17 protein-coding genes and 2 pseudogenes are annotated in these 22,516 nt (G+C 70.5%); 9 read left to right on the forward strand and 10 right to left on the reverse strand.

All coding sequences use genetic code 11. From position 1 onward, the window contains the following. Positions 1-2 precede the first annotated feature (2 nt). Both OG972_RS35330 and OG972_RS35335 read right to left on the reverse strand, forming a co-directional pair. A complete protein-coding gene (locus OG972_RS35330) occupies positions 3-1,478 on the reverse strand; it encodes a DUF2252 domain-containing protein (RefSeq protein ID WP_266988540.1) in 1,476 nt (491 codons plus the stop codon). A 389-nt stretch (positions 1,479-1,867) separates the two neighbouring features. Further along, a complete protein-coding gene (locus OG972_RS35335) occupies positions 1,868-2,551 on the reverse strand; it encodes a hypothetical protein (RefSeq protein WP_266988542.1) in 684 nt (227 codons plus the stop codon). Positions 2,552-2,653: 102 nt separating this feature from the next. On the opposite strand from OG972_RS35335, the gene OG972_RS35340 reads away from it, so the two are divergent. Continuing rightward, positions 2,654-2,851, forward strand: coding sequence for a DUF6011 domain-containing protein (locus tag OG972_RS35340; RefSeq protein WP_266990908.1), 198 nt, complete (start codon positions 2,654-2,656; stop codon positions 2,849-2,851). 6 nt (positions 2,852-2,857) lie between these two features. Here OG972_RS35340 and OG972_RS35345 read toward each other — a convergent pair whose 3' ends face one another. Both OG972_RS35345 and OG972_RS35350 read right to left on the reverse strand, forming a co-directional pair. Then, positions 2,858-3,730, reverse strand: a complete 873-nt coding sequence (locus OG972_RS35345; protein ID WP_266988544.1) for an acyl-CoA thioesterase II — start codon at positions 3,728-3,730, stop codon at positions 2,858-2,860. 46 nt (positions 3,731-3,776) lie between these two features. Next, positions 3,777-6,290, reverse strand: a complete 2,514-nt coding sequence (locus OG972_RS35350) for an RNA helicase (RefSeq protein ID WP_266988546.1) — start codon at positions 6,288-6,290, stop codon at positions 3,777-3,779. 138 nt (positions 6,291-6,428) lie between these two features. Here OG972_RS35350 and OG972_RS35355 point away from each other — a divergent pair, with 138 nt between their 5' ends. Beyond that, positions 6,429-7,220: a metal-dependent hydrolase gene (locus tag OG972_RS35355; protein WP_266988548.1), complete on the forward strand. Its 792-nt coding sequence runs from the start codon at positions 6,429-6,431 to the stop codon at positions 7,218-7,220. Positions 7,221-7,244: 24 nt separating this feature from the next. Here the strand turns inward: OG972_RS35355 and OG972_RS35360 are convergent, their stop codons facing one another. Continuing rightward, positions 7,245-8,303, reverse strand: coding sequence for a LacI family DNA-binding transcriptional regulator (locus OG972_RS35360; protein WP_266988550.1), 1,059 nt, complete (start codon positions 8,301-8,303; stop codon positions 7,245-7,247). 117 nt (positions 8,304-8,420) lie between these two features. On the opposite strand from OG972_RS35360, the gene OG972_RS35365 reads away from it, so the two are divergent. The 7 genes and pseudogenes from OG972_RS35365 (at position 8,421) to OG972_RS35395 (ending at position 13,405) form a co-directional block, all read left to right on the forward strand. Further along, the gene (locus OG972_RS35365) at positions 8,421-9,716 is read left to right on the forward strand and encodes a sugar ABC transporter substrate-binding protein (RefSeq protein WP_266988551.1); all 1,296 of its coding nucleotides are present in this window, start codon (positions 8,421-8,423) and stop codon (positions 9,714-9,716) included. After that, positions 9,713-10,621 (forward strand): carbohydrate ABC transporter permease, encoded by a 909-nt coding sequence (locus OG972_RS35370; protein WP_266988553.1) that lies wholly within the window; start codon positions 9,713-9,715, stop codon positions 10,619-10,621. Before OG972_RS35365 ends, OG972_RS35370 begins: the two co-directional genes overlap by 4 nt. Before the next feature lie 4 nt (positions 10,622-10,625). Further along, the gene (locus OG972_RS35375) at positions 10,626-11,492 is read left to right on the forward strand and encodes a carbohydrate ABC transporter permease (protein ID WP_266988555.1); all 867 of its coding nucleotides are present in this window, start codon (positions 10,626-10,628) and stop codon (positions 11,490-11,492) included. A gap of 35 nt (positions 11,493-11,527) precedes the next feature. Beyond that, a complete protein-coding gene (locus OG972_RS35380; RefSeq protein WP_266988557.1) occupies positions 11,528-12,409 on the forward strand; it encodes a nucleoside hydrolase in 882 nt (293 codons plus the stop codon). A 71-nt stretch (positions 12,410-12,480) separates the two neighbouring features. Continuing rightward, positions 12,481-12,593 (forward strand): annotated as a pseudogene (locus OG972_RS49315) (ribokinase); the annotation flags it as partial. A 50-nt stretch (positions 12,594-12,643) separates the two neighbouring features. Then, positions 12,644-12,706 (forward strand): annotated as a pseudogene (locus tag OG972_RS35390) (hypothetical protein); the annotation flags it as partial. Positions 12,707-12,871: 165 nt separating this feature from the next. Beyond that, entirely contained in the window at positions 12,872-13,405 is a 534-nt protein-coding gene (locus tag OG972_RS35395) for an HAD domain-containing protein (protein ID WP_266990910.1), read from the forward strand. A 30-nt stretch (positions 13,406-13,435) separates the two neighbouring features. Here the strand turns inward: OG972_RS35395 and OG972_RS35400 are convergent, their stop codons facing one another. From OG972_RS35400 to OG972_RS35420, 5 genes are all read right to left on the reverse strand, one after another. After that, on the reverse strand, positions 13,436-15,217 hold the full coding sequence (locus OG972_RS35400; RefSeq protein ID WP_266988559.1) for an ABC transporter ATP-binding protein: 1,782 nt from the start codon (positions 15,215-15,217) through the stop codon (positions 13,436-13,438). After that, on the reverse strand, positions 15,214-17,097 hold the full coding sequence (locus OG972_RS35405) for an ABC transporter ATP-binding protein (protein ID WP_266988561.1): 1,884 nt from the start codon (positions 17,095-17,097) through the stop codon (positions 15,214-15,216). Before OG972_RS35405 ends, OG972_RS35400 begins: the two co-directional genes overlap by 4 nt. A 199-nt stretch (positions 17,098-17,296) precedes the next feature. Beyond that, positions 17,297-18,757, reverse strand: a complete 1,461-nt coding sequence (locus OG972_RS35410; RefSeq protein WP_266988563.1) for a Gfo/Idh/MocA family protein — start codon at positions 18,755-18,757, stop codon at positions 17,297-17,299. A 223-nt stretch (positions 18,758-18,980) separates the two neighbouring features. Continuing rightward, complete coding sequence (locus OG972_RS35415; protein ID WP_266988565.1) at positions 18,981-21,905, reverse strand: FAD-binding and (Fe-S)-binding domain-containing protein; 2,925 nt, start codon at positions 21,903-21,905, stop codon at positions 18,981-18,983. 165 nt (positions 21,906-22,070) lie between these two features. Next, on the reverse strand, positions 22,071-22,514 hold the full coding sequence (locus tag OG972_RS35420) for a MarR family winged helix-turn-helix transcriptional regulator (protein ID WP_266988567.1): 444 nt from the start codon (positions 22,512-22,514) through the stop codon (positions 22,071-22,073). Positions 22,515-22,516: the final 2 nt, after the last annotated feature.

Below are 22,516 nucleotides of genomic sequence, written 5' to 3' on the forward strand. Positions count from 1 at the left end.
GGTCATGGTTTCCTCGTCGTCGGAGCGTCCGGTGCGCGCGGGGCTGCGACCGGGCCGTTCGGCTCGGACGCGGGAAGGCGCCCCGTGCGGACCGCGTCGACCAGAGCCAGGTGGTCCCGCTCGTTCAGGTCGGCGTACGTCTCCGCGAACCGTGCGATCGCACGGTCGAAGGAGTCGCCGCGTCCCAGATACGTGGCGATAGCGATCCGGTCGCCGGACCTCGCGTGGGCGCGGGCCAAGGTGCTGCCGCAGACCTCACCGAACGTCCGCATCCCGACCGGCACCATCGACTCCGGCTCGATGGCGCCCTTCCAGTCGCGCAGCTGCCGCACATAGAAGTCGCGGCGCCGCCCGTCGGTCCCTTCCGTGCGTTGCCAGCCGAGGAAGATGTCGCTCGCCGCCTGCATCAACCGCTGCCCGGCGACCACCCGCTCGCCCTGGTTCCGGTACGTGCTGGGGCCGACGGATGGGGCGAGCACGGAGGTCCCGGCCTCCTTGGCCTGAAGGAAGAGCGGATCGCGGTCGTCCCTGCCGAGCAGCAGGATGATCCAGCACCGCGTGCCGACGCTGCCGACCCCGACCACCTTGCGGGCCACGTCCACGAGCCGGAAGTCCTGGAGCAGAAACCGCCGGTCCGACGGGAGACTCAGCGCGTAGCTCCCGATCAGCTCGCGGAACCAGTCCATCGTCGCATCGAGCTCCTCACCGGGCAGCAGATCGGCGAGCGGTGCGAGCAGGGGCGGATCCGCGGCGATCCGGAGCCGGCCGTCGACCATCTCGGTCAGCTTGCCGAAGGCCTGCAGACTGTCCCGGGTACGGGCCTTGGCCATGGCACGGTTCAGGCTCTCGCGGCCACGTTTCGCCAGCTGCTGCGACGCCACGGTCCGGAGGCGTTCCACATCAGTCTTCGTGTACCAGACGTCGAGGTTGCGCATGCCCGCGAACCGGATCATCGACTCGCGGTACGACCGCACCGCTGCCGGCACGATGTCGGCGCTCTCCCGCTCCGTGAAGCCGTTCGCCCGCCCTGCGACGACAAGGCTGACCGCCAGCCGTTTGACGTCCCACTCCCAGGGGCCCGGCAGCGTTTCGTCGAAGTCGTTGATGTCGAACAGCAGGTGACGTTCCGGGGAGGCGAGCAGCCCGAAGTTCAACAGGTGTGCGTCGCCGCACAGTTGGGCCCTGATCCCGGAATCGGGGGTGGCGGCAAGATCGGCTGCCATGATCGCGGCGGCGCCCCGGTAGAAGTGGAACGGCGACTCGGCCATCCGGCTGTGGCGGATCGGGACGAGCTCCGGAACCCTGGTCGCGGACTGGGCCTCGAGGATGCCCATCGGGTCGGGCCGGTCGGCCGGCGGTGCGAACGAGGCGTGGCTCGAACGGGGGGTGCGTCGGCGGGCGGCCTTTCCGGCGGCCGCCCGTTCCTCGGGTGTCAGGTGCGGCGCGGCGCGGTGGGTCGACGTGGCGTCCTGGGGCATCGAAGACTCTCCTGACTGCCGCAGGCGCCTCACCGCCCGGACGTGTGCTGCCCCTCGACGTGTGCTGCCCCTCTCCGATTATCACGGGTAGCCCCGGCCTCCGGCATCATCTGGTGGGCCAACGGGCTGGGGGACGGTGCCACCGCAGTCGGAGGACCGCGTGTGCCGCACAGCGGGGGTATGGACCCGTCCCGGGGCGGCGCGCGGTGGCTCCGGAACCGCGACCGGCCGGCACATCCGGGCAGGGGCCTCCCGCGCCGAGCGAGGGACCGTACGGTTCGCCCCGGGCCGCCGGCCCCGGTTCGACCATGGCCGTGCCATCCGCGCGGACCCTCGACGGGCCACGCGACGCCCGCGACCGCCGGCGCGACCCGGGTATGCCGTCCGCGTCACGCCCGCTTGTCGTCCCAGGGGGTCCCCAGCCAGCTGTCGAAGGTGCGCAGGAGCGCCACCAGAGCCGCGCCCAGCCGCCAGTCGCACCACTGCGCGTGCTGAAAGAGGTGGTCGTCCTGGAACTCCAGCGGGGTCTCCGTGGCGGTCCGCCAGAAGATGCGACGCGGCCCGCGGGCGACATCACCGCTGCCGCTGAGGAGGCTGCCCACGATGATGACCGCCTGAACGGGGGACAGCAGCCACCACACGTACCACCAGAAGATCCGCCCCTTGTAGCCGACGGCCTCGGGGCAACCCGTCTGCGTGACCGTCCAACGGGTCCGCAGCCCGCTGCCGGAGAGTGCCTTCTCGCGGACGAACGTACCGATGGGCTCGCCCTGGGCCCCGAGTACCTCATACGTCGCCACGCCGTCGCCGGCGGACGTGGTGATCACCGTGGCCAGCCGCGCCCGGCGCTGCGGATCGTCCCACAGGACGAAGGAACGCGTCCCGTTCTTACGGGCCGCCAGGTACGCCGGTATGCCGCCCGGGGGCAGTTCGCGCTCCACGTAGGCGACGTTCCGGGCCGGGTCGCCGAGCGTGTCCGCGTACGTGATGACATGCCCGACAGAATCGACGGCGCCCGGTGCCGCGCTCTTCTTGTCCCGGGGGACCGGTTCCATGGTCAGCACGCTGCTCATCCGCGAACTCCTCCGTTGCGCTTCGTTCGGAAGTCGCAGGGTAGACCGCGGACTTGAGAAGATCGATTCGTGGAGAATCCTGAGCCGTTCCCCGGGCACGACATCGAGGCCCCGGCCGAGCCCGACCGGGCGACCGGCCGCCGTCCGGTCCGCTGCCGCCTGTGCGGTCGCCCGCTCACCGGCAGGGAATCACGCCGCACCGGGCTCGGCCCCGCCTGCGACGCCAAACTGCACCCTGCCGCGCCGGACATCCGCACCCGCCGGCACGAGGTCGAACAGGACCCGCTGCCCGGCACATGAGCCGGGCTACGTGCCCAGCCGGCGGAACAACCCCTCCTGCACCACGGACACCAGCAGATTGCCGCTCCGGTCGTAGATCCGGCCGCGCGCCAGTCCCCGCCCGCCCGTCGCGATGGGCGACTCCTGGTCGTACAGGAACCATTCGTCGGCCCGGAACGGACGGTGGAACCACATCGCGTGGTCCAGCGACGCCATGTCGAATCCGCGCGGCCCCCACAGGGGTTCCACCGGGATACGGACCGCGTCGAGGAGCGTCATGTCGCTGGCGTACGTCAGCGCGCAGGTGTGCACGAGCGGATCGTCGCCCAGCGGGCCGACCGCACGCATCCAGACCGCGCTGCGCGGGTCCGCGTCCTTGATCTCCTCCTGCGTCCAGCGCAGCCGGTCCACGTACCGGATGTCGAACGGCTGGCGTCTGGCCATCCGCTCCAGTGCGTCCGGCAGCGCCCCGAGATGCTCGCGCACCTCTTCGGCGACGGTGGGCAGCTGCTCGGGGTCCGGAACGGTCCGGGCGGGCGGCAACTGGTGCTCGAAGCCCGCCCCCTCCTGCCGGTGGAAGGACGCCGTCAGATTGAAGATCGTCCGGCCCTCCTGCACGGCGGTGACCCGGCGCGTGGTGAACGACCGCCCGTCCCGGACCCGCTCGACCTCGTAGACGATCGGCACGCCGGGGCGGCCCGGCCGCAGGAAGTAGGCGTGCAGCGAATGGACCGGCCGGTCCCCGTCGGTGGTCCGGCCGGCCGCCACCAGTGCCTGCCCGGCGACCTGGCCGCCGAAGACCCGCTGCAGCGACTCCTCGGGACTGCGCCCCCGGAAGATGTTGACCTCGATCCGCTCCAGGTCGAGCAGGTCGACCAGGCGCTCGGCGGGGTTCGTCATGCCGTTCGTCTCCACTCTCGCAAAGGTGCCGTCGCGGCGGTCACGCTCACAGCTGGCCGACCGAGGTGACCCGGACGACCGCCCGGCCCTCTTCGTCGGAGGCCGCCAGATCGACCTCCGCGCTGATGCCCCAGTCGTGGTCGCCGTTCGGGTCGGCGAACGTCTGCCGCACCCGCCACAGGCCGTGCGCGGCGTCCTCGTCGATCTTCAGCAGCTTCGGACCGCGGGCGTCCGGGCCGGTGCCCAGATCCTCGTACTCGTCCCAGTACGCGTCCATGGCCTCGCCCCACGCGTCCTCGTCCCAGCCCGCCTCGCCGTCCAGCTCGCCGAGCTCGGCGACCTTGTCCAGCGCGGCCAGCTCCACCCGGCGGAACATCGCGTTGCGGACCAGCACCCGGAAGGCGCGGGCATTGGCGGTGACCGGCTTGACCTCGTCGGCCCGCTCCTGTGCCTGCTCGGCGGTCTCCACCTCCGGGTTGGCGAGCTGCTCCCACTCGTCGAGAAGACTGGAGTCCACCTGCCGGACCATCTCGCCGAGCCAGGCGATCAGATCCTCCAGGTCCTCGGACTTCAGGTCGTCCGGGATGGTGTGCTCAAGAGCCTTGTACGCGCTCGCCAGGTAGCGCAGCACGATCCCCTCGGTGCGGGCCAGCTCGTAGTTCGAGGTGAACTCCGTGAAGGTCATGGCCCGTTCGTACATGTCCCGGATCACGGACTTCGGCGAGACCGGGTGGTCGCCCACCCACGGGTGGCTCTTTCGGTACACGTCGTACGCGTGCCACAGCAGCTCGCTCAGCGGCTTCGGGTACGTGACGTCCTGGAGCCGCTCCATCCGCTCCTCGTACTCGACACCGTCCGCTTTCATCTGGCCGACCGCTTCGCCGCGCGCCTTGTTCTGCTGGGCGGCGAGGATCTGCCGCGGGTCGTCGAGCGTCGACTCGACGACGGAGACCATGTCCAGGGCGTACGACGGCGATTCGGTGTCGAGCAGGTCGAACGCGGCCAGCGCGAACGTGGACAGTGGCTGGCTGAGCGCGAAGTCCTGCTGGAGATCGACGGTGAGCCGCACGATGCGCCCCTCCGTGTCCGGCTTGTCGAGCTGCTCCACGACGCCGCCGTCCAGCAGGGAGCGGTAGATCGCGATGGCCCGGCGGATGTGGCGCAGCTGCGCGCGGCGCGGCTCGTGGTTGTCCTCCAGCAGCCGCCGCATCGCCTCGAAGGCGTTGCCGGGACGTGCGATCACGGACAGCAGCATGGTGTGTGTCACCCGGAAGCGGGAGGTCAGCGGCTCCGGATCGGACTGGATCAGCTTGTCGAACGTGGTCTCCGACCAGGCGACGAAGCCCTCAGGAGCCTTCTTGCGGACGACCTTGCGCTTCTTCTTCGGGTCGTCGCCCGCCTTCTTGACGGCCTTCTCGTTCTCGATGACGTGCTCGGGCGCCTGCGCGACGACGAAGCCCGCCGTGTCGAAGCCGGCCCGGCCCGCGCGGCCGGCGATCTGGTGGAACTCACGGGCGCGCAGCGTACGCACCCGGGTGCCGTCGTACTTGGTGAGCGCCGTGAACAGCACTGTGCGGATCGGGACGTTGACGCCGACGCCGAGCGTGTCCGTACCACAGATCACCTTCAGCAGACCCGCCTGGGCGAGCTTCTCCACCAGGCGGCGGTACTTCGGGAGCATGCCCGCGTGATGCACCCCGATGCCGTGCCGCACATAGCGGGAGAGGTTCTGGCCGAACTTCGTGGTGAAGCGGAAGTTGCCGATCAGATCGGCGATCTTCTCCTTCTCCTCCTTGGTGCACATGTTGATGCTCATCAGCGACTGCGCCCGCTCGACGGCCGCGGCCTGCGTGAAGTGCACGATGTAGACGGGCGACTGCCGGGTGTCCAGCAGCTCGGTGAGCGTCTCGGTGATCGGGGTCAGCCGGTACTCGTAGCTCAGCGGTACCGGCCGGGTCGCCGAGCGGATCACGGAGGTGGGACGGCCGGTGCGCCGGGTGAGGTCCTGCTCGAACATCTTGACGTCACCGAGCGTGGCCGACATCAGGATGAACTGGGCCTGCGGCAGCTCCAGGAGCGGGATCTGCCAGGCCCAGCCGCGGTCCGCTTCCGCATAGAAGTGGAACTCGTCCATCACGACCTGGCCGATGTCGGCGTACTTCCCGTCGCGCAGCGCGATGGAGGCCAGCACCTCGGCGGTGCAGCAGATCACCGGGGCGTCCGCGTTGACGGAGGCGTCGCCCGTGAGCATGCCGACATTCTCCGTACCGAACAGCTTGCACAGATCGAAGAACTTCTCCGAGACCAGCGCCTTGATCGGGGCGGTGTAGAAGGTGACCTTGTCCTGGGCCAGAGCCGTGAAGTGTGCACCCGCCGCGACCAGGCTCTTTCCGGAACCCGTGGGGGTGGAAAGGATCACGTTCGCCCCGGAGACCACCTCGATCAGCGCCTCCTCCTGAGCAGGGTAGAGGGTGATGCCCTGGGTCTCGGTCCATGACGAGAAGGCCTCGAAGAGGGCGTCCGGGTCGTCGGTCGGGGGCAGCTGATCGATAAGGGTCACGCCCCCATCTTGCCTGCCTTCCGCCCGGATGCGGGAACCGGACGACCGTACGAAGATCACGGACGGTACGCTGCCCACTCAACTCGGCCGCATCGCAACGGCGATGGCGGCCGGACAAACTTTGGGGGCGGAAGAACCATGATGGGACCGGCACACTCGCTGTCCGGGGCGGCGGCCTGGCTGGGGGTGGGCGCGGCGGCGGCAGCCGCGGGTCATACGATGCCGTGGCCCGTCCTGGTCGTCGGTGCACTGATCACCGCGGGCGCCGCGCTCGCTCCGGACCTCGACCACAAGTCCGCGACCATCTCGCGCGCCTTCGGACCGGTCTCCCGCGGACTCTGCGAGATCGTCGACAAGCTCTCGCACGCCGTCTACAAGGCGACCCGGGGCTCCGGCGACCCGCGCCGCAACGGCGGTCACCGGACTCTGACGCACACCTGGCTCTGGGCGGTGCTGATCGGCGCCGGGGCTTCCGCCGCGGCGATCACCGGCGGCCGGTGGGCAGTCCTGGCCATTCTCTTCGTCCACCTCGTGCTCGCCGTCGAAGGACTGCTGTGGCGGGCCGCCCGGATGTCCAGCGACGTCCTGGTGTGGCTGCTCGGCGCGACCAGCGCCTGGATACTGGCCGGCGTCCTCGACAAGCCGGGCAACGGCTCGGACTGGCTCTTCAGCGCCCCCGGCCAGGAGTACCTCTGGCTCGGGCTGCCGATCGTCCTCGGCGCCCTCGTCCATGACATCGGCGACGCGCTGACCGTCTCCGGCTGCCCGATCCTGTGGCCGATCCCGCTGGGCCGCAAGCGCTGGTACCCGATCGGGCCGCCGAAGGGCATGCGGTTCCGCGCCGGAAGCTGGGTGGAGCTGAAGGTGCTGACGCCCGCGTTCATGGTGCTCGGGGGAGTGGGCGGGGCGGCCGCCCTCAACTTCATCTGAGCGCCCCACCCGGCCGCCGGGGGATCAGGCCGATTCGCGCGGCACCAGACGGTGCGCGAGAACGATCTCCCGGGCCGGGCCCGAGCCCTCGCCCTCCAGCCGGTCCAGCAGCAGCTGCGCCGCCGAACGGCCGATCTCCCGGGCCGGGTTGAGCACGGTGGTCAGCGCGGGCGAGACCAGTGACGCCGCCTCGATGTCGTCGTACCCGGTGATCGCCACCCGGTCCGGCACCCGCAGCCCAGCCGCCCGTGCGGTGTCCAGCGCGCCGATCGCGATCAGATCGTTGGCGCACACCACGGCGTCCGGCGGCTCCGTGGCGGTCAGTACCGCCGTCGCCCCGGCCCGTCCGCCCTCGCGGGTGAAGCTGGTCCAGGCGACCAGCTCCTGGTGCACCGGCAGCCCGGCCGCCTCCAGAGCCTTCCGGTAGCCGACGAATCGCTCCTCGCCCGGCTCCACCCCCCGCGCGCCCCCGATGTAGGCGATCCGCCGGTAGCCGCGCCCCACCAGATGGCTGACCAGGTCGTACATGCCCTCCGTCTCGGCGGCCCGCACCACATCGCCGAGCCCGGGCGCCAGCGGTCCGCCGAGCCGTACGAGCTTGGATCCCGAGGCCGTGATGCGGTCCAGATCCTGCCGCGTGGCGCCGTACCGGCCGACCACGATGCCGTCGATACGGCGCGCCACCAGCTGCCGGATCACCGCGGGCAGGTGCGGGCCGTCCATCGGCGCCTCGCAGACCACGGTGAGGTACTCGTGGGCCAGTGCGATCTCCTGCATGCCCGCCGCGATGGCGGTATTGAACGGGTTGGTGATGTCCGGGACGACCAGGCCCAGGGTGCGGGTGCGTTGCGTACGCAGTCCGCGCGCCGAGGGATCCGCCTGATAGCCGAGCCGCTGTATGACGTCCTCGACCCGGGCGCGGGTGGTGGCCGAGACCGGGCGGCGGCCGCTCAGCACATGGGAGACCGTGGTGACGCTGACGCCCGCTTCGGATGCCACATCCACGATCTTGATCCGGCCGGCGCCGTGCACCATCAGCCTCCCGTTGTTGTCCAGGGCTGTTGTCCTGGTGTTCGAGGTCACTCTATCCAATGTGCAAAACGTTTTGTATGGTGCTTCCGATCGTGCCGCACGGAGGCCGAGCCAGGTTATGCAAAACGATTTGGAGAACGCGATGTCCATCGCAGGCAGGAGAGCCGCATGACGAGCTCTCCCAGCCGCAGAACCGTGCTCGGCGCCGCCCTCGGCGTGGCCTCGGCGGCGGCCCTGGCCGGCTGCTCGGGCGGCCGACCGGCGGACGGCAGAACAGCGGTGCGGTTCCTCGGCCCGGAGACCCCCGAGACGTTCCGGGCGGTCATCCGCGGCTTCGAACGGGCCAACCCCGGTATACGGATCGACTACACGCCGGTCCCGCCCGACCAGCTCGGCGACGTCCTGCAACTGCGGCTCTCCGCGAAGGACAGCGCGATCGACGTGTACGCGGTCGACCAGCCGCGCGTCCCGGCGCTGACCGCCCGCGGCTTCCTCACCGACCTGAACCGGATCGCGGACCGCACCAAGGCCGCTGTCACCCCCGAGCAGTACGCCGTCAGCTCCTGGGACGGCACGCTCCGCTCGCTGCCGATCTGGACGTCCACCCAGTACCTCTTCTACAACGCGGACCTGCTGGCCAAGGCCGGGGTGGCACTCCCCGACGCGGCACCGGCCGACCGCTGGAGCTGGGAGCGGACCAGGGCCGCGGGACGCCGGGCGATGGACCGGGCCGGAGCCGACTACGCGCTGCTGCTGGAGCAGACGGACCTCTACTACGGGCTGCAGCCGCTCATCGAGTCCCTCCACGGCGGATCAGGCATCACCGGAAAGGACATGCTCACGCCCGCCGTCACCACCCAGGGCTGGATCGACGCGCTCGACTGGTACCGCACGCTCTTCGCCGACGGCTCGTCGCCCCGCGGCATCCCGTCGTACCAGCTCTCCTCCCTCTTCACCTCGGGCCGCGTGCCGTTCTTCGTCGGCGGCCCGTGGAACCTCGGTGCCTTCGCCGGACTCAAGGACTTCACCTGGGGCACGGCCCCGCAGCCGAAGTTCGCCCACGGCCGCGCCGTCACCCCCACCGACTCCTGGTCCTGGGGCGTCAACCCGTACGCCGAACACCCCGAAGCGGGCCTGCGATTCATGGAGTACGCCGCACTGACCACCGAGGGCAGCCTCTCCACCGTCGAGGCGTCCCCGCTCATCCCGTCGAACCGCAAGGCCTTCGACCGGTACGCGGCGGACCTGGCGGACAAGGCGACGAAGAGCACCGCCGGGGTCGCCACGATCATGCGGTACGAACTCGCTCACACCGCCGTCAGCCGGCCACGCAGCATCGGTTACACGCAGTTCGAGACCGTCATGGGCTCCGCCTTCTCCGACATCCGCAACGGTTCCGCCGTGGAACCCCGGCTGGCGAAGGCCTCCGGTGAACTGGTGCGTACCTGGGAGCGCCTGCGATGACCACCTCACCACCCCGCACCCCGCCGCGGCCCGCACGCCGCCGCGCATCGCAGGGCCGGACCGCCCTGTACTTCCTGGCACCCGCGCTGCTCGCCCTTGTGGTGCTGCGTCTGCTGCCCGCCGCGATGGCCCTGGTCAGCAGCGCGCGCCACCACAGCCTCGTCGACGGCACCACCACGTTCGTCGGCCTCGGCAACTACACGGACCTCCTCTCGGACTCCCAGTTCTGGCAGAGCGTCCGGGTCACGCTGCTGTTCAGCCTGGTCATCAACCCGCTCCAGGTGCTGATCGCGCTCGGCCTCGCCGTACTTCTGGGCCGCAGGTTCGCGGGCGTCCGCTTCTGGCGCTCGCTGGTCTTCGCACCCATCGCCGTGCCGCCCGCCGTGTCCGCCGTCATCTGGGGCATCCTCTACCGCCCCGAGGGACCGCTCAACGCGATCCTCGGCGCCCTGGGGATCCCGCCGCAGCCCTTCCTCACCAGCTCCGAGCAGGCGCTCTTCGCGCTCATCGTGCTGATGTCCTGGGTCGGCGTCGGCTACTGGATGATGTTCCTGATCGCCGGGCTCCAGGACATTCCGCAGGAGTGCTACGACGCGGCCGCCGTCGACGGCGCCTCCGCCTGGCAGCGCTTCTTCCATGTCACGCTGCCGCTGCTGCGCCGCCCGCTCGCCTTTGTGCTGGTCGCCGACACCGTCGCCAACTTCCTGGTGTTCGCGCCCGTGCAGCTGCTCACCCGCGGCGGCCCCGACGGCTCCACCAATCTCATGATGTACGACGTGTTCCGCCGCGCCTACAGCGTCGGCGACATCAACTTCGCCCAGGCCGAAGTGGTGGTGCTCGTCGCCATCACGCTCGCCGTCGTCGTCGTCCAGTTCCGGATGATGCAGGGCAAGGGCGAGGAGTGACCCAGTGAAGACCACGAACGCGCCGGTGCCCTCGACCCCGCGCCGCCTCTCCGCTCTGCGGCACATGCCGCTCGTCACCGCCGTCGTCATGGGCGTGCTGTTCGCGCTGCCCCTGCTGTGGGTGCTCGCCGGCTCGCTGCGCCCCGGTGACAAGGTGCTCGCCGGGCTCGACCGGGTGTCCTGGCACAGCCTGATTCCGACCGATGCCACGCTGCACAACTATGTGACCCTGTTCCGGGGCGACTTCGGCCGAGCAGTACTCAACTCCATCGGCGTCGCCGTCGCCACCGTCCTGCTCGGCCTGGTGCTCTCCGCGATGGCGGCCTTCGCCCTCTCGGTCTTCCGGTTCCGCGGGCGCGGGCTCGTCTTCGCCGTGATCCTGCTCAGCTTCATGATCCCGTTCGACGCGATCGCGATCCCGCTGTCCGACATCTTCCGGGACTGGGGACTGCAGAACACGTACGCCGGTCTGATCCTGCCCGGCATAGGCAACGGCCTGGCGATCTTCCTGCTGCGTCAGTTCTTCCTCGCCATCCCGCGCGAACTCGTCGAGGCCGCGCGGATGGACGGGCTCAGCTGGTGGGGCGTCTTCACGAAGATCTACGTACCCCTGTCGCGGCCCGCCCTGATCGGCGCCGGCCTGACCCTGTTCACCTTCCAGTGGCAGTCCTACATGTGGCCGCTGCTCGTCGGCACCGAACCGGACAAGCAGCTCGGCCCGATCGCCCTCGGCACCCTGCAGGGACAGATGGTCGTCGACTACGGCCAGGTGTTCGCCGCCGCCGTCGTCCTGACCGTCATCCCGCTCCTCGTACTGCTGCGCCTGCAGCGGTACTTCACGCAGTCCATCGCGGGCAGCGGCCTGAAGTGACCATCGATCCACCCGCCAACGACCCCAGGAGCAAAGTGAACCAGCCCACGGCAGACGTCCTCCTCGACACCGACATCGGCAGCGACGTCGACGACGCCCTCGCCCTCGGTGTGCTGCTCGGCTCGCCCGAGGCGCACATCGCCGGCATCACCACCGTCTACGGCGACACCCTGCTCAGGGCCCGCCTCGCCCACCGGCTCGGCGCCCTCGCCGGACGCGACCTCACCGTCGTGCCCGGAGCCACCGAGACCCTCTCCGGCAAGGCCGTCTGGTGGGCCGGACACGAAGGCCGGGCCTTCCCCGACCTGGAGACGGAACCGGTACGCGACGACATCGCCGCCGACCGCTTCCTGGTCGACACCGTGCTTGCCGAGCCCGGCGCGAGCGATGTCATCGCCATCGCCCCGCTCACCAACATCGCCCGCGCGATCCGCCTCGACGACCGCTTCGCCCCCGGGGTACGCACCCTGTACATGATGGGCGGAGACTTCGGCCCGCGCGCCAAGGCCGAGCACAACATCGTCAGCGACATCACCGCTGCCCGCATCGTCTTCGGCTCGGCCGTGCGCATCGTGGTCACCGGGCTGGACATCACCACCCGGCTGCGCATCGAGCGGGACGGCGTCGAGACGATCCGGGCGGCCGGCCCGTACGGGGAGGCGCTGGCCCGCGAGATCGACGGCTGGACCGGCTTCACCGGCGAATCGTGGAGCGTGCCGCACGACCCGATCACGGCGCTGTCCCTGCTCCGCCCCGACCTCTACACCACCGAACGCGGCACGGTCGAGGTCACCGACGAAGGGCTGACCCTGTTCACGTCCGACCCGGAGGGCAATGTGGACCTCGTCGTCGACGCCGATGTGCAGGCGATCGCCGAGCAGATCGTCGCCCGGATCGTACGGGCCCGGGGCCTCTGAGAGGGGGCGCCATGTCCACCCGGCCGGCCTCCACCGACGCGGTCGTGGGCGGCTGGTGCGACGCGTACCTCATGGCCGCGTCGCACGCCGCCCCGCCACCGGGGAGACCGTGCTCGGCAGCGACCTGACGGCCCATCCGGGCGGCAAGGGTGCCAACCGGGCCGTCGCCGCCCGGCTCGGCGCCGATGCCACCCTCGGTCGACGTGGTGGAGACGACCGGGGGCGGGCGACGCCATGACCGGCGCACTCGCCCACCGCCCGGCCCGGAGCGACGACCTGGTGACCGCGGTGCGGTACGCGGTCAGGGTCGGCGCTGCCGCCGTGCGGGGCGCAGGTGCGCAGAGCGCGTACCCCACGGAAGGGGACCTGGCGGGACTGTGGCCACGACGGTGCCCGTGGTGGAAGGCGATCCACGACGGGCGCCCTCGTCGCGTCCGCCCGGAGAGCGGGTACCGTGCAGCCGTGACCGGTTCCGCGCAGCGCCCGCTTCTCTTCCTCGACGTCGACGGGCCGCTCATTCCGTTCGGAGCGACTCCGCAACAACGCCCGGACGGGTATCCGACGTACCGCACGGGGGCCGCGCCCGGGCCGGCCGAGTCGAATCCCCTTCTGAGCAGGATCGATCCCGCGCTCGGGCCCCGGCTGACGGCGCTGGGCTGCGACCTCGTCTGGGCCACGACCTGGTTGGACGAGGCCAACGAGTGCATCGCACCGTGGCTCGGCCTGCCGGAGCTGCCCATGGTGGCCTGGCCGGATCCGGCGTACGAGGACGAACTCGACCGGCGGGACGGGCTGCACTGGAAGACGCGCCCCCTCGTCGACCGCGCGGCAGGGCGCCCCTTCGTCTGGGTGGACGACGAGATCACCGGCACCGACCGGGCCTGGGTGGCCGCACATCACCCGGGGCCGGCCCTCCTCCATCGCGTCGACCCCGCCCAGGGGCTCACCGACGCGGACTTCGCCGCTCTCGACGCGTGGCTGCGCGCGAACCGGTGACGGTCCGCGCACCACCTTCGCCTTCTCCGCTCAGCCGTGCCAGGACCGCCACAGCGCCGCATACGCGCCGTCCGCCGCAACCAGCTCGTCATGGCTGCCCAGTTCGCTGATCCTGCCGCTCTCGACCACCGCGATCACATCCGCGTCATGCGCGGTGTGCAGCCGGTGCGCGATCGCCACGACCGTACGGCCGTCGAGCACCCGCGCCAGCGAGCGTTCCAGATGGCGGGCCGCCCGCGGGTCCAGCAGCGAGGTCGCCTCGTCCAGCACCAGCGTGTGCGGATCGGCCAGCACCAGCCGGGCCAGGGCGATCTGCTGCGCCTGCGCCGGGGTCAGGGCCAGACCGCCCGAACCGACCTCGGTGTCCAGACCCTCGTCCAGCGCCTTCGCCCAGCCGTCCGCGTCGACCGCGGCGAGCGACGCCCACAGCTCCGCGTCCTGCGCGCCGTCACGGGCCAGCAGCAGGTTGTCGCGGAGCGAACCGACGAACACATGGTGCTCCTGGTTGACCAGCGCCACATGCGTACGCACCTGCTCCGCCGTCATCTGCGACAACTGCGCACCACCCAGGGTGACTTCACCGCTGCGCGGGGCGTAGATCCCGGCCAGCAGCCGGCCGAGCGTGGACTTGCCCGCACCGGACGGGCCGACCAGCGCGAGGCGCGTGCCCGGGGCGACGTCGAGGGACACCTTGTGCAGCACGTCGACCCCGGCGCGGTAGCCGAAGTGCACACCGTCCGCCCGGACGTCCCGGCCGTCCGGGGCGACCTCCGCGTCGCCCGCGTCCGGTTCGATGTCCCGCACGCCGACCAGCCGGGCCAGCGACACCTGTGCGACCTGCAACTCGTCGTACCAGCGCAGGATCAGACCGATCGGGTCGACCATCATCTGCGCCAGCAGCGCACCCGTCGTCAGCTGTCCGACAGTGAGCCATCCCTCGATGACGAACCAGCCGCCGAGCATCAGCACCGCGCCGAGGATCGTCACGTACGTGACATTGATGACGGGGAAGAGCACCGAACGCAGGAACAGCGTGTACCGTTCCCAGGCTGTCCACTCCTTGATCCGCCGGTCCGACAGCGCCACCCGGCGCGCGCCGAGACGGTGCGCCTCCACCGTCCGTCCGGCGTCCACGGTCTCCGCCAGCATCGCGGCGACCGCCGCGTACCCGGCGGCTTCCGAGCGGTACGCGGACGGCGCCCGGCGGAAGTACCAGCGACAGCCGAGGATCAGCACCGGCAGGGCGATCAGTACGGAGAGTGCCAGCGGGGGAGCGGTCACGGTGAGCGCACCGAGCAGCAGCCCCGCCCACACCACACCGATCGCCAACTGCGGCACGGCCTCCCGCATCGCGTTGGCCAGCCGGTCGATGTCGGTAGTGATCCTGGAGAGCAGATCACCGGTTCCGGCCCGCTCCAGCACGCCCGGCGGCAGCCCGACCGACCGCACGAGGAAGTCCTCGCGCAGATCGGCCAGCATCTCCTCACCGAGCATCGCGCTGCGCAGCCGCATCATCCGGGTGAACACGGTCTGTACGAGCAGTGCGAGCCCGAACACCGCGGCGGTGCGCTCCAGATGGAGGTCGGCGACCCCGTTCGACAGGTCCTCGACCAGTCCGCCCAGCAGATACGGCCCGACGATCGAGGCGATCACCGCGACGGCGTTGACCGAGATGAGTACGGCGAACGGCCTGCGGTGGCGCCGCATCAGATCCCGTACATAGCTGCGTACGGTGGTGGGGGTGCCGACCGGCAGCGTTGTCGCCGACTCCGGGGCGGCCGGGTCGTACGCCGGTTGTGCGACGCCGATCATGCCCTCTCCTCGATTCCTTCGATCTCTTCGATCGCCTTGATCCCGCTGACTTCGCTGATCCCGTCGATCTCGTCCGATGCGGTCAGTGCCGCGATCTCGTCGTCGGTCTCCCGGGTGACGACAGCCCGGTACCGCGGTTCGGTGTGCAGCAGTTCGCGGTGCGTACCGACCGCTGTCACGGTGCCCCGGTGCACCAGTACCACCCGGTCCGCGAGGTCCAGGAGCAGCGGTGACGAGGCGAACGCGACGGTCGTACGCCCCTGGCGCAGCGCCTTGATGCCGGCGGCGACCCGGGCCTCGGTGTGCGAGTCGACGGCGGACGTCGGCTCGTCGAGAACCAGTGCCTCCGGATCGGTGACCAGGGAGCGGGCCAGGGCGAGCCGCTGCCGCTGGCCGCCGGAGAGCGACCGGCCGCGCTCGGTGATCCTGGTCGTCATCGGATCGCCGTCCCTGGTCACCGAGGCCTGTGCCAGCGCGTCGAGCACGTCACCGCACTGGGCGGCGGCAAGCGCCTCCTCAGCGGTCACCTGGCCGGACGACGGCACGTCCAGGAGCTCCCGGAGCGTCCCGGAAAGCAGCACCGGGTCCTTGTCCTGGACCAGCACCGCGGTCCTGGCGGCCGCCAGCGACAGCTCGTCCAGCGGGACGCCGCCGAGCAGGACGGACGGATTCTTCTCCGGCGACGGCGAGCCCTCGGGAGCGTCGTCCGTCGTGTCCTGCTCCGCGGCCGGCTCGGCGTGCCCACCGAGCCGTTCGGCCAGTCGGCCGGCCTCGTCCGGGTCTCCGCAGACCACCGCGGTGAACCTGCCCGCGGGGGCCATCAGCCCGGTGACCGGGTCGTACAGATCACCGGAGGGCACCACGTCGACGGTCGACGGCTCGACGGTGCGGTGCAACGACAGCACCCGCACGGCCCGCTTGGCGGACGGCCGCGAGAAGGAGTACGCCATCGCGATCTCCTCGAAGTGCCGCAACGGGAACAGCATCAGCGTCGCCGCGCTGTACACCGTGACCAGTTGGCCGACCTCGATCCGGCCCTCGCGGGCCAGCGTCGCTCCGTACACGACCAGCGAGATGAGCAGCACGCCCGGCAGCAGCACCTGGATCGCCGAGATCAGTGACCACATCTGCGCGCTGCGGACGGCCGCCCTGCGGACCTCCTGCGAGGCACGCCGGTAGCGGCCGAGGAACAGCTCCTCGCCGCCGATCCCGCGCAGCACCCGCAGCCCGGCCACGGTGTCCGACGCCAGTTCGGTGGCCTTTCCGGCCTTCTCGCGCTGAAGATCCGCGCGCCGGGTGGCGCGAGGGAGCAGCGGCAGCACGGCCAGTGCCAGGAGCGGCATGGCGAGTGCCACCAGCACCCCCAGCGACGGCAGATAGAGGACGAGTCCGACACAGATCAGCACGAGAGCGACGGCGGCAGCGGCGAAGCGGGAGAGTGCCTCGACGAACCAGCCGATCTTCTCGACGTCGCCGGTGGACACCGCGACGACCTCGCCCGCGGCGACCCGGCGGGTCAGTGCGGACCCGAGTTCCGCGGTCTTGCGGGCCAGTAGCTGCTGGACGCGGGCGGCGGCGGTGATCCAGTTGGTGACGGCGGTCCGGTGGAGCATGGTGTCGCCGACCGCGATCAGCACACCGAGGACGGCGATCAGCCCGCCGGCCAGCGCGAGGCGGCTGCCGGAACGGTCGACGACGGCCTGCACGGCGAAGCCGACGGCCAGCGGCAGCCCGGCGACGGAGCACTGGTGCAGCAGGCCCCAGGACAGGGACTTGAGCTGTCCGCGGATCTGGTTGCGGCCGAGCCAGAGCAGGAAGCGTGGGCCTGACCGGACATCGGGATCGCCAGGATCCGAGTAGGGAAGATCGCGAATGTGCATGACGTCCCATGGTTCTGAGGATCGGTTTTTGTTCGGTGACTGACTCAAACCGTGCAAGGTTCACCCGGGGGCCCCGGTCGAAGCAAAGGGTTTTCTCCACGGAATGCGTATTTCGCGCCAAGGTCACCGAGCGGGCCGTGGGAGGTCGCACTGCGGGGCCCGGCCTGTGCGGCCGGGCCCCGCAGCGTCGCGCCGGCCGTCAGGCCTTCGCGGGCTTCGCCGAGTCCATGCCGGGGCGGGCGTTCTTCCACTCGCCGCGGGTGAAGTCCGGGATCTGCTGCGGCGCGCCCTTCGCCTTGATGGAGAGGTGGCTGAGCGGTACCGGAGATGTCCAGGTCGCCGCGTCATACACATCGAAGTCGGGAACGAGCCCCAGACGCATGCACTGCATCAGCCGGAACACCAGCATGTAGTCCATTCCACCGTGCCCGCCGGGCGGGTTGGCGTGTTCCTTCCACAGCCAGTGGTCCCAGTCGGCGTACGCGCCGAAGTCGCCCCAGGCGTCGTTGGTGTGGTCGGGCTCGATATAGATGCGGGCCGGATAGTCCTCGAAGAGCCCCTTCGTGCCGCCGAGACTGTTGATCCGCGAGTACGGATGCGGTGTGGACACGTCGTGCTCCAGCCGGATCACCCGTCCCTTGGCGGTCTGGACGAGACTGATCGTGCGGTCGCTCTCGATATAGGTCTCCTTCCAGCTCGGGTCACCTGCCGGCATGTGCTTCTTCCGGTACTCGGCGAGACCCAGGGACGGCGAACCGACGCTGGTGATGCTCACCGCACGGTCCCCGCGGTTGAGGTCCATGTAGTTGGCGACCGGACCGAACCCGTGGTTGGGGTAGAGGTCGCCGCGCAGCCGGGTGTGCCACAGCCGGCGCCATGGACCCTCGTAGTAGTCCGGATCGAACATCAGGCCGCGCAGATCGTGGTTGTACGCGCCCGCGCCGTGCAGCAGGTCGCCGAAGAGACCGGCGTGCGCCATGCGGAGCACCCGCATCTCGTTCCGCCCGTAACAGCAGTTCTCCAACTGCATGCAGTGCCGTCTGGTGCGCTCGGAGAGATTGACCAGCTCCCAGAGCTGATCGAGCTGGAGAGCGATCGGACACTCCACCCCAACATGCTTGCCGTGGAGCATGGCGGTCTTCGCCATCTCGAAGTGTAAGTCCCAGGGAGTCGCCACATAGACGAAGTCGATGTCCCCGCGCTTGCAGAGATTCTCGTAGTCGTCCTCACCGTTGGTGTAGACGGCGGGCGCCGGCTGACCGGCGGCGGTCACCTTCGCGGCGGCCCGCTGGGCCTTCTCCTTGACCGGGTCGCACACGGCGACGACCTGCACTCCGGGGACGGCGAGATAGAGATCGATCATGCTGCCGCCGCGGTTGCCGAGGCCGACCAGGCCGACCCGGACGGTGGAACGCCCTTCGAACGGCACTCCCACCATGGTGGCGCCCTGGCGCTGCGGCGAGGCCGTCTGCGCCTGTGCACCGGCGGCGGATTCGGAGCCGAGGGGGGTAGCGGCGGATGCGGTGCCGCTGCCGAGACCGCCCAGTCCGAGCCCGGCACCGGCCACGCCGGCGGCGGTCGTCCACAGGACCGAACGACGGCTCATCGAGCCGTCGTCACCGTCCTCCGTACCGTGGTTCTGCTGTGCTGCGTCGTTCATCGATCCTCCAGGAGGGGGGTCTGACGTGCGCGGCTGTTGCTCTGAACCTCGGTCACGACCTTGATAGTTGAGACTGCTGATACGCAAGGGGAGGGTTTGGACTCTCGACACCGAAACCATGGACTTTCGTACGCGGCCCGCGGATGCCCAGGAGAACGCCGACCACCGGGCGGCCCGGCCGGTCCCGGTGGTCGGTTGCGTACGCGGTCGTGCGAGAGACGGGTCAGGGGCGCGTCGCCCGCTCCAGTTCCATCAGGACGGAGTGGTACGTGCGCCCCGTGGCCCGGTCCATGCCGATCTCGCACATCCGGTTCGCGGAGAGATAGGCGTCGTACTCACGGGAGTTGACCTCGGCCGCCTCCTTCGCGGTGGCCGACGCGGTCAGCTCCTTGTGCAGCATCCCGCGGTCGCCCGCGAACGCGCAGCACCCGGCGTCGTCCGGTACGACGACCTCCTCCGCACACGCCTCGGCGACTGTACGCAACTGCTCCACGTCGCCGAGATGCTGCATGGAGCACGTCGGGTGCAGCACCGCCGAGCCGGTCTTCCGCAGGATCGTCAGTTCCGGCAGCAGCTCGTCGGCCGCCCAGACGAGGGAGTCGACGACCGTCAGCTCCCGGTGCAACTCCCGGTTGTCCTCGGTGAGATAGGGCACCACCTCATGGGCGATGCCCAGCGTGCACGACGAGGCGTCGACGACCAGGGGCAGCTTTCCGCCCGCTGTCCAGCCCCAGGCGGCCTCGACGATGCGGTTGGCCATCACGACGTTGCCCTCGTCGTAGCCCTTGGAGTGCCAGATCGTCGAGCAGCAGGTCTCCGCGACGTCCTCCGGGATCCACACCGGCTTTCCGGCACGGGCCGAGACGGCGACGACGGCCTGCGGCAGCGACGGGCCACGGTGGCCTTCCGGACCGCCGAAGATCCGGTTCACGCACGCCGGGTAGTAGACGGCGCTCGCCCCGACCCGCGAGGTGCGTGGCAGCTTGCGGGGCGCCGCGCCGGGGATCTCGGGGAGCCACTCGGGCACCAGATCGGGGCGTACGGCCTTGCGGGCGAGCCCGGTGACGGTTTCCAGCAGCCGGTCGCCGATCCTGTCGGCCGCGGCGACCGCGAGCCGCGCCGAGGCCTCCACCGCCTTGAAGTTCCTCGCGGTGAGTGCCGCGATCCGTTCCTCACGCGGTGAGTGCCGCTGGTGGCGGAAGTCCTTCATCATGGCGCCGGTGTCGATGCCGACCGGGCAGGCGAGTTTGCAGGTGGAGTCACCGGCACAGGTGTCAACGGCCTCGTACCCGTACGCGTCGAGGAGCCCGGTCTCCACCGGCGAACCGCCGGGCTGGCGCATCATCTCCCGTCGCAGCACGATCCGTTGACGCGGGGTGGTGGTGAGGTCGCGACTGGGACAGGTCGGTTCGCAGAACCCGCACTCGATGCATGGGTCGGCGATCAGCTCGACCTCGGGAATGGTCTTCAGCCCGCGCAGATGGGCCTTCGGGTCACGGTCGAGGACGATCCGCGGCGCGAGCACCCCGTCGGGGTCGATGACCTGCTTCGTACGCCACATCAGCTCGGTCGCCTTCGGGCCCCACTCCAGCTCCAGGAAGGGCGCGATATTGCGACCGGTGGCGTGCTCCGCCTTGAGCGAGCCGTCGAAGCGCTCCACAGTCAGCCGGCAGAAGTCGTCCATGAACGCGGCGTACCGGTCGACATCGGACGGCTTCGCCGCGTCGAACGCGAGCAGGAAGTGCAGATTGCCGTGCGCGGCATGGCCCGCGACGGCGGCGTCGAAACCGTGCTCCGCCTGGAGCCGGAGGAGGGCTTCGCAGGCGTCGGCGAGCAGCGACGGCGGGACCGCGAAGTCCTCCGTGATCAGAGTCGTACCGGACGGGCGGGAGCCGCCGACCGCGGTGACGAACGCCTTCCGGGCCTTCCAGTAACCCGAGATGACCTTGGCCTCGCGGGTGAACTCATTGGTCACCGAGGCGACCGGCACGACAAGGTCCAGCCCCTCGGCGACCGCGGCCGCCGCCCGCTCGTACGCCTCCTGCCCCGGCTCGTCCGGAGCCCGGAACTCCACCAGCAGCGCCGCGGTCTCCTTCGGCAGCTCGGCCCAGTCCGCGGGCACGCCCTGGACGCTCACCGACGCCCGCAGCGTGTTGCCGTCCATCAGCTCGACGGCGATCGCCCCCGCCTCGTTGAAACGGGGCACGGCAGCGGCGGCGGCGGTCAGTGAGGGGAAGAAGAGCAGGGCGCTGGAGACCTTCCGGTCCAGCGGCAGCGTGTCGAAGACGACCTCGGAGATGAAACCGAAGGTGCCCTCCGAGCCGACCATCAGTCCGCGCAGGATCTGTACGGGGGTCGAGCCGTCCAGGAACGCGTCGAGCCGGTAGCCGTTGGTGTTCTTGATCTCGTACTTGGCGCGGATCCGGGCGGTCAGTTCCGCGTCCGCCTCGATCTCCGCCTTCAGGGCCAGCAGCCCCTCGCACAGCTGTGGTTCGGCGTGGGCGAGCAGTTCGTCCGCCGCCGGATCGGCCGTGTCGACGACCGTGCCGCTCGGCAGCACGAAGGTGAGCGAGGCGACGGTGCGGTACGAATTGCGGGTGGTGCCCGCGGTCATTCCGGAGGCGTTGTTGGCGACGACCCCGCCGATCGTGCACGCGATGGCGCTGGCCGGGTCGGGGCCCAGCAGCCTGCCGTACCGGGCGAGGGTGGCATTGGCGCGCATGACCGTGGTCCCGGGGCGGATCCGGGCCCGCGCACCGTCGTCCAGCACCTCGATGCCCGCCCAGTGGTGGCGGACGTCGACAAGGATGTCCTCGCCCTGCGCCTGGCCGTTCAGGCTGGTGCCCGCGGCCCGGAAGACGACTTCGCGGCCCTTGCCGTGCGCGTACGACAGGATCGCCGAGATGTCGTCGATGTCCTCCGGGACGACGACGACCTGCGGGACGAACCGGTAGGGGCTGGCGTCGGAGGCGTATTTCACCAGGTCGGAGACGGTCCACAACACCTTCTTGGGCCCGAGCAGCGCGGTCAGTTCGCCGCGCAGCGGCTCGGGTGTGCCCGTGGCCCGCGCGTCGGGGACCCGGTCGGGGGACGGGGTGCGTGCCGCACCCGGGCGGAGGACTTCCGGCTTCGGCTCCAACAGCGGCATGGCGATGGTCCCCTCGGTGGTTCGGTGCGGTACTCCCACCTTTCTACCAGCGAGATTTCACACCGCTCATGATCGGTGCAAGGCCTCGAGGCCGGCCGGCGAACCGGCCCGGCACGGGCTGCGCCGACTCGCCGCGGCACCCGGCACCATCCGAAGGCGGGAGCCTCAGCAGCGACGCTCCGGCATTCCCGCGACCAGAGCGGACAGCAGCCCGCCCAGCACCTCGCGCTGATCGGTGGTCAATGGAGCCAGGATCTCCTCCGCGGCCGCCCTGCGCGCGTCGCGCAGCGAGCGCAGCGTGGCGCGGCCCTCGTCGGTGATCTCGATCCGGACCACCCGGCGGCTGTCCGGATCCGGGGCGCGGCGCACCCGGCCGCTCGCCTCCAACGCGTCGACCAGGCTGGTCACGGCGCGCGGCACGACATCCAGGCGCTGCGCGAGATCCGCCATCCGGGGCGGCCCGTCGTAGTGGGCGACCGTGCGCAGTAGCCGGAACTGGGCCGGCGTGATGCCGATCGGCTCCAGCTGGCGGCTCTGGATGCGCTGGAGCCGGCGGGTGAGCCGCAGCAGCTGCTCGGCCAGCAGGCCGTCGGAGTCGGGGGAGTCCATGG

This window comes from Streptomyces sp. NBC_01669 (assembly GCF_026339735.1).
Classification (GTDB): domain Bacteria; phylum Actinomycetota; class Actinomycetes; order Streptomycetales; family Streptomycetaceae; genus Streptomyces; species Streptomyces yanii.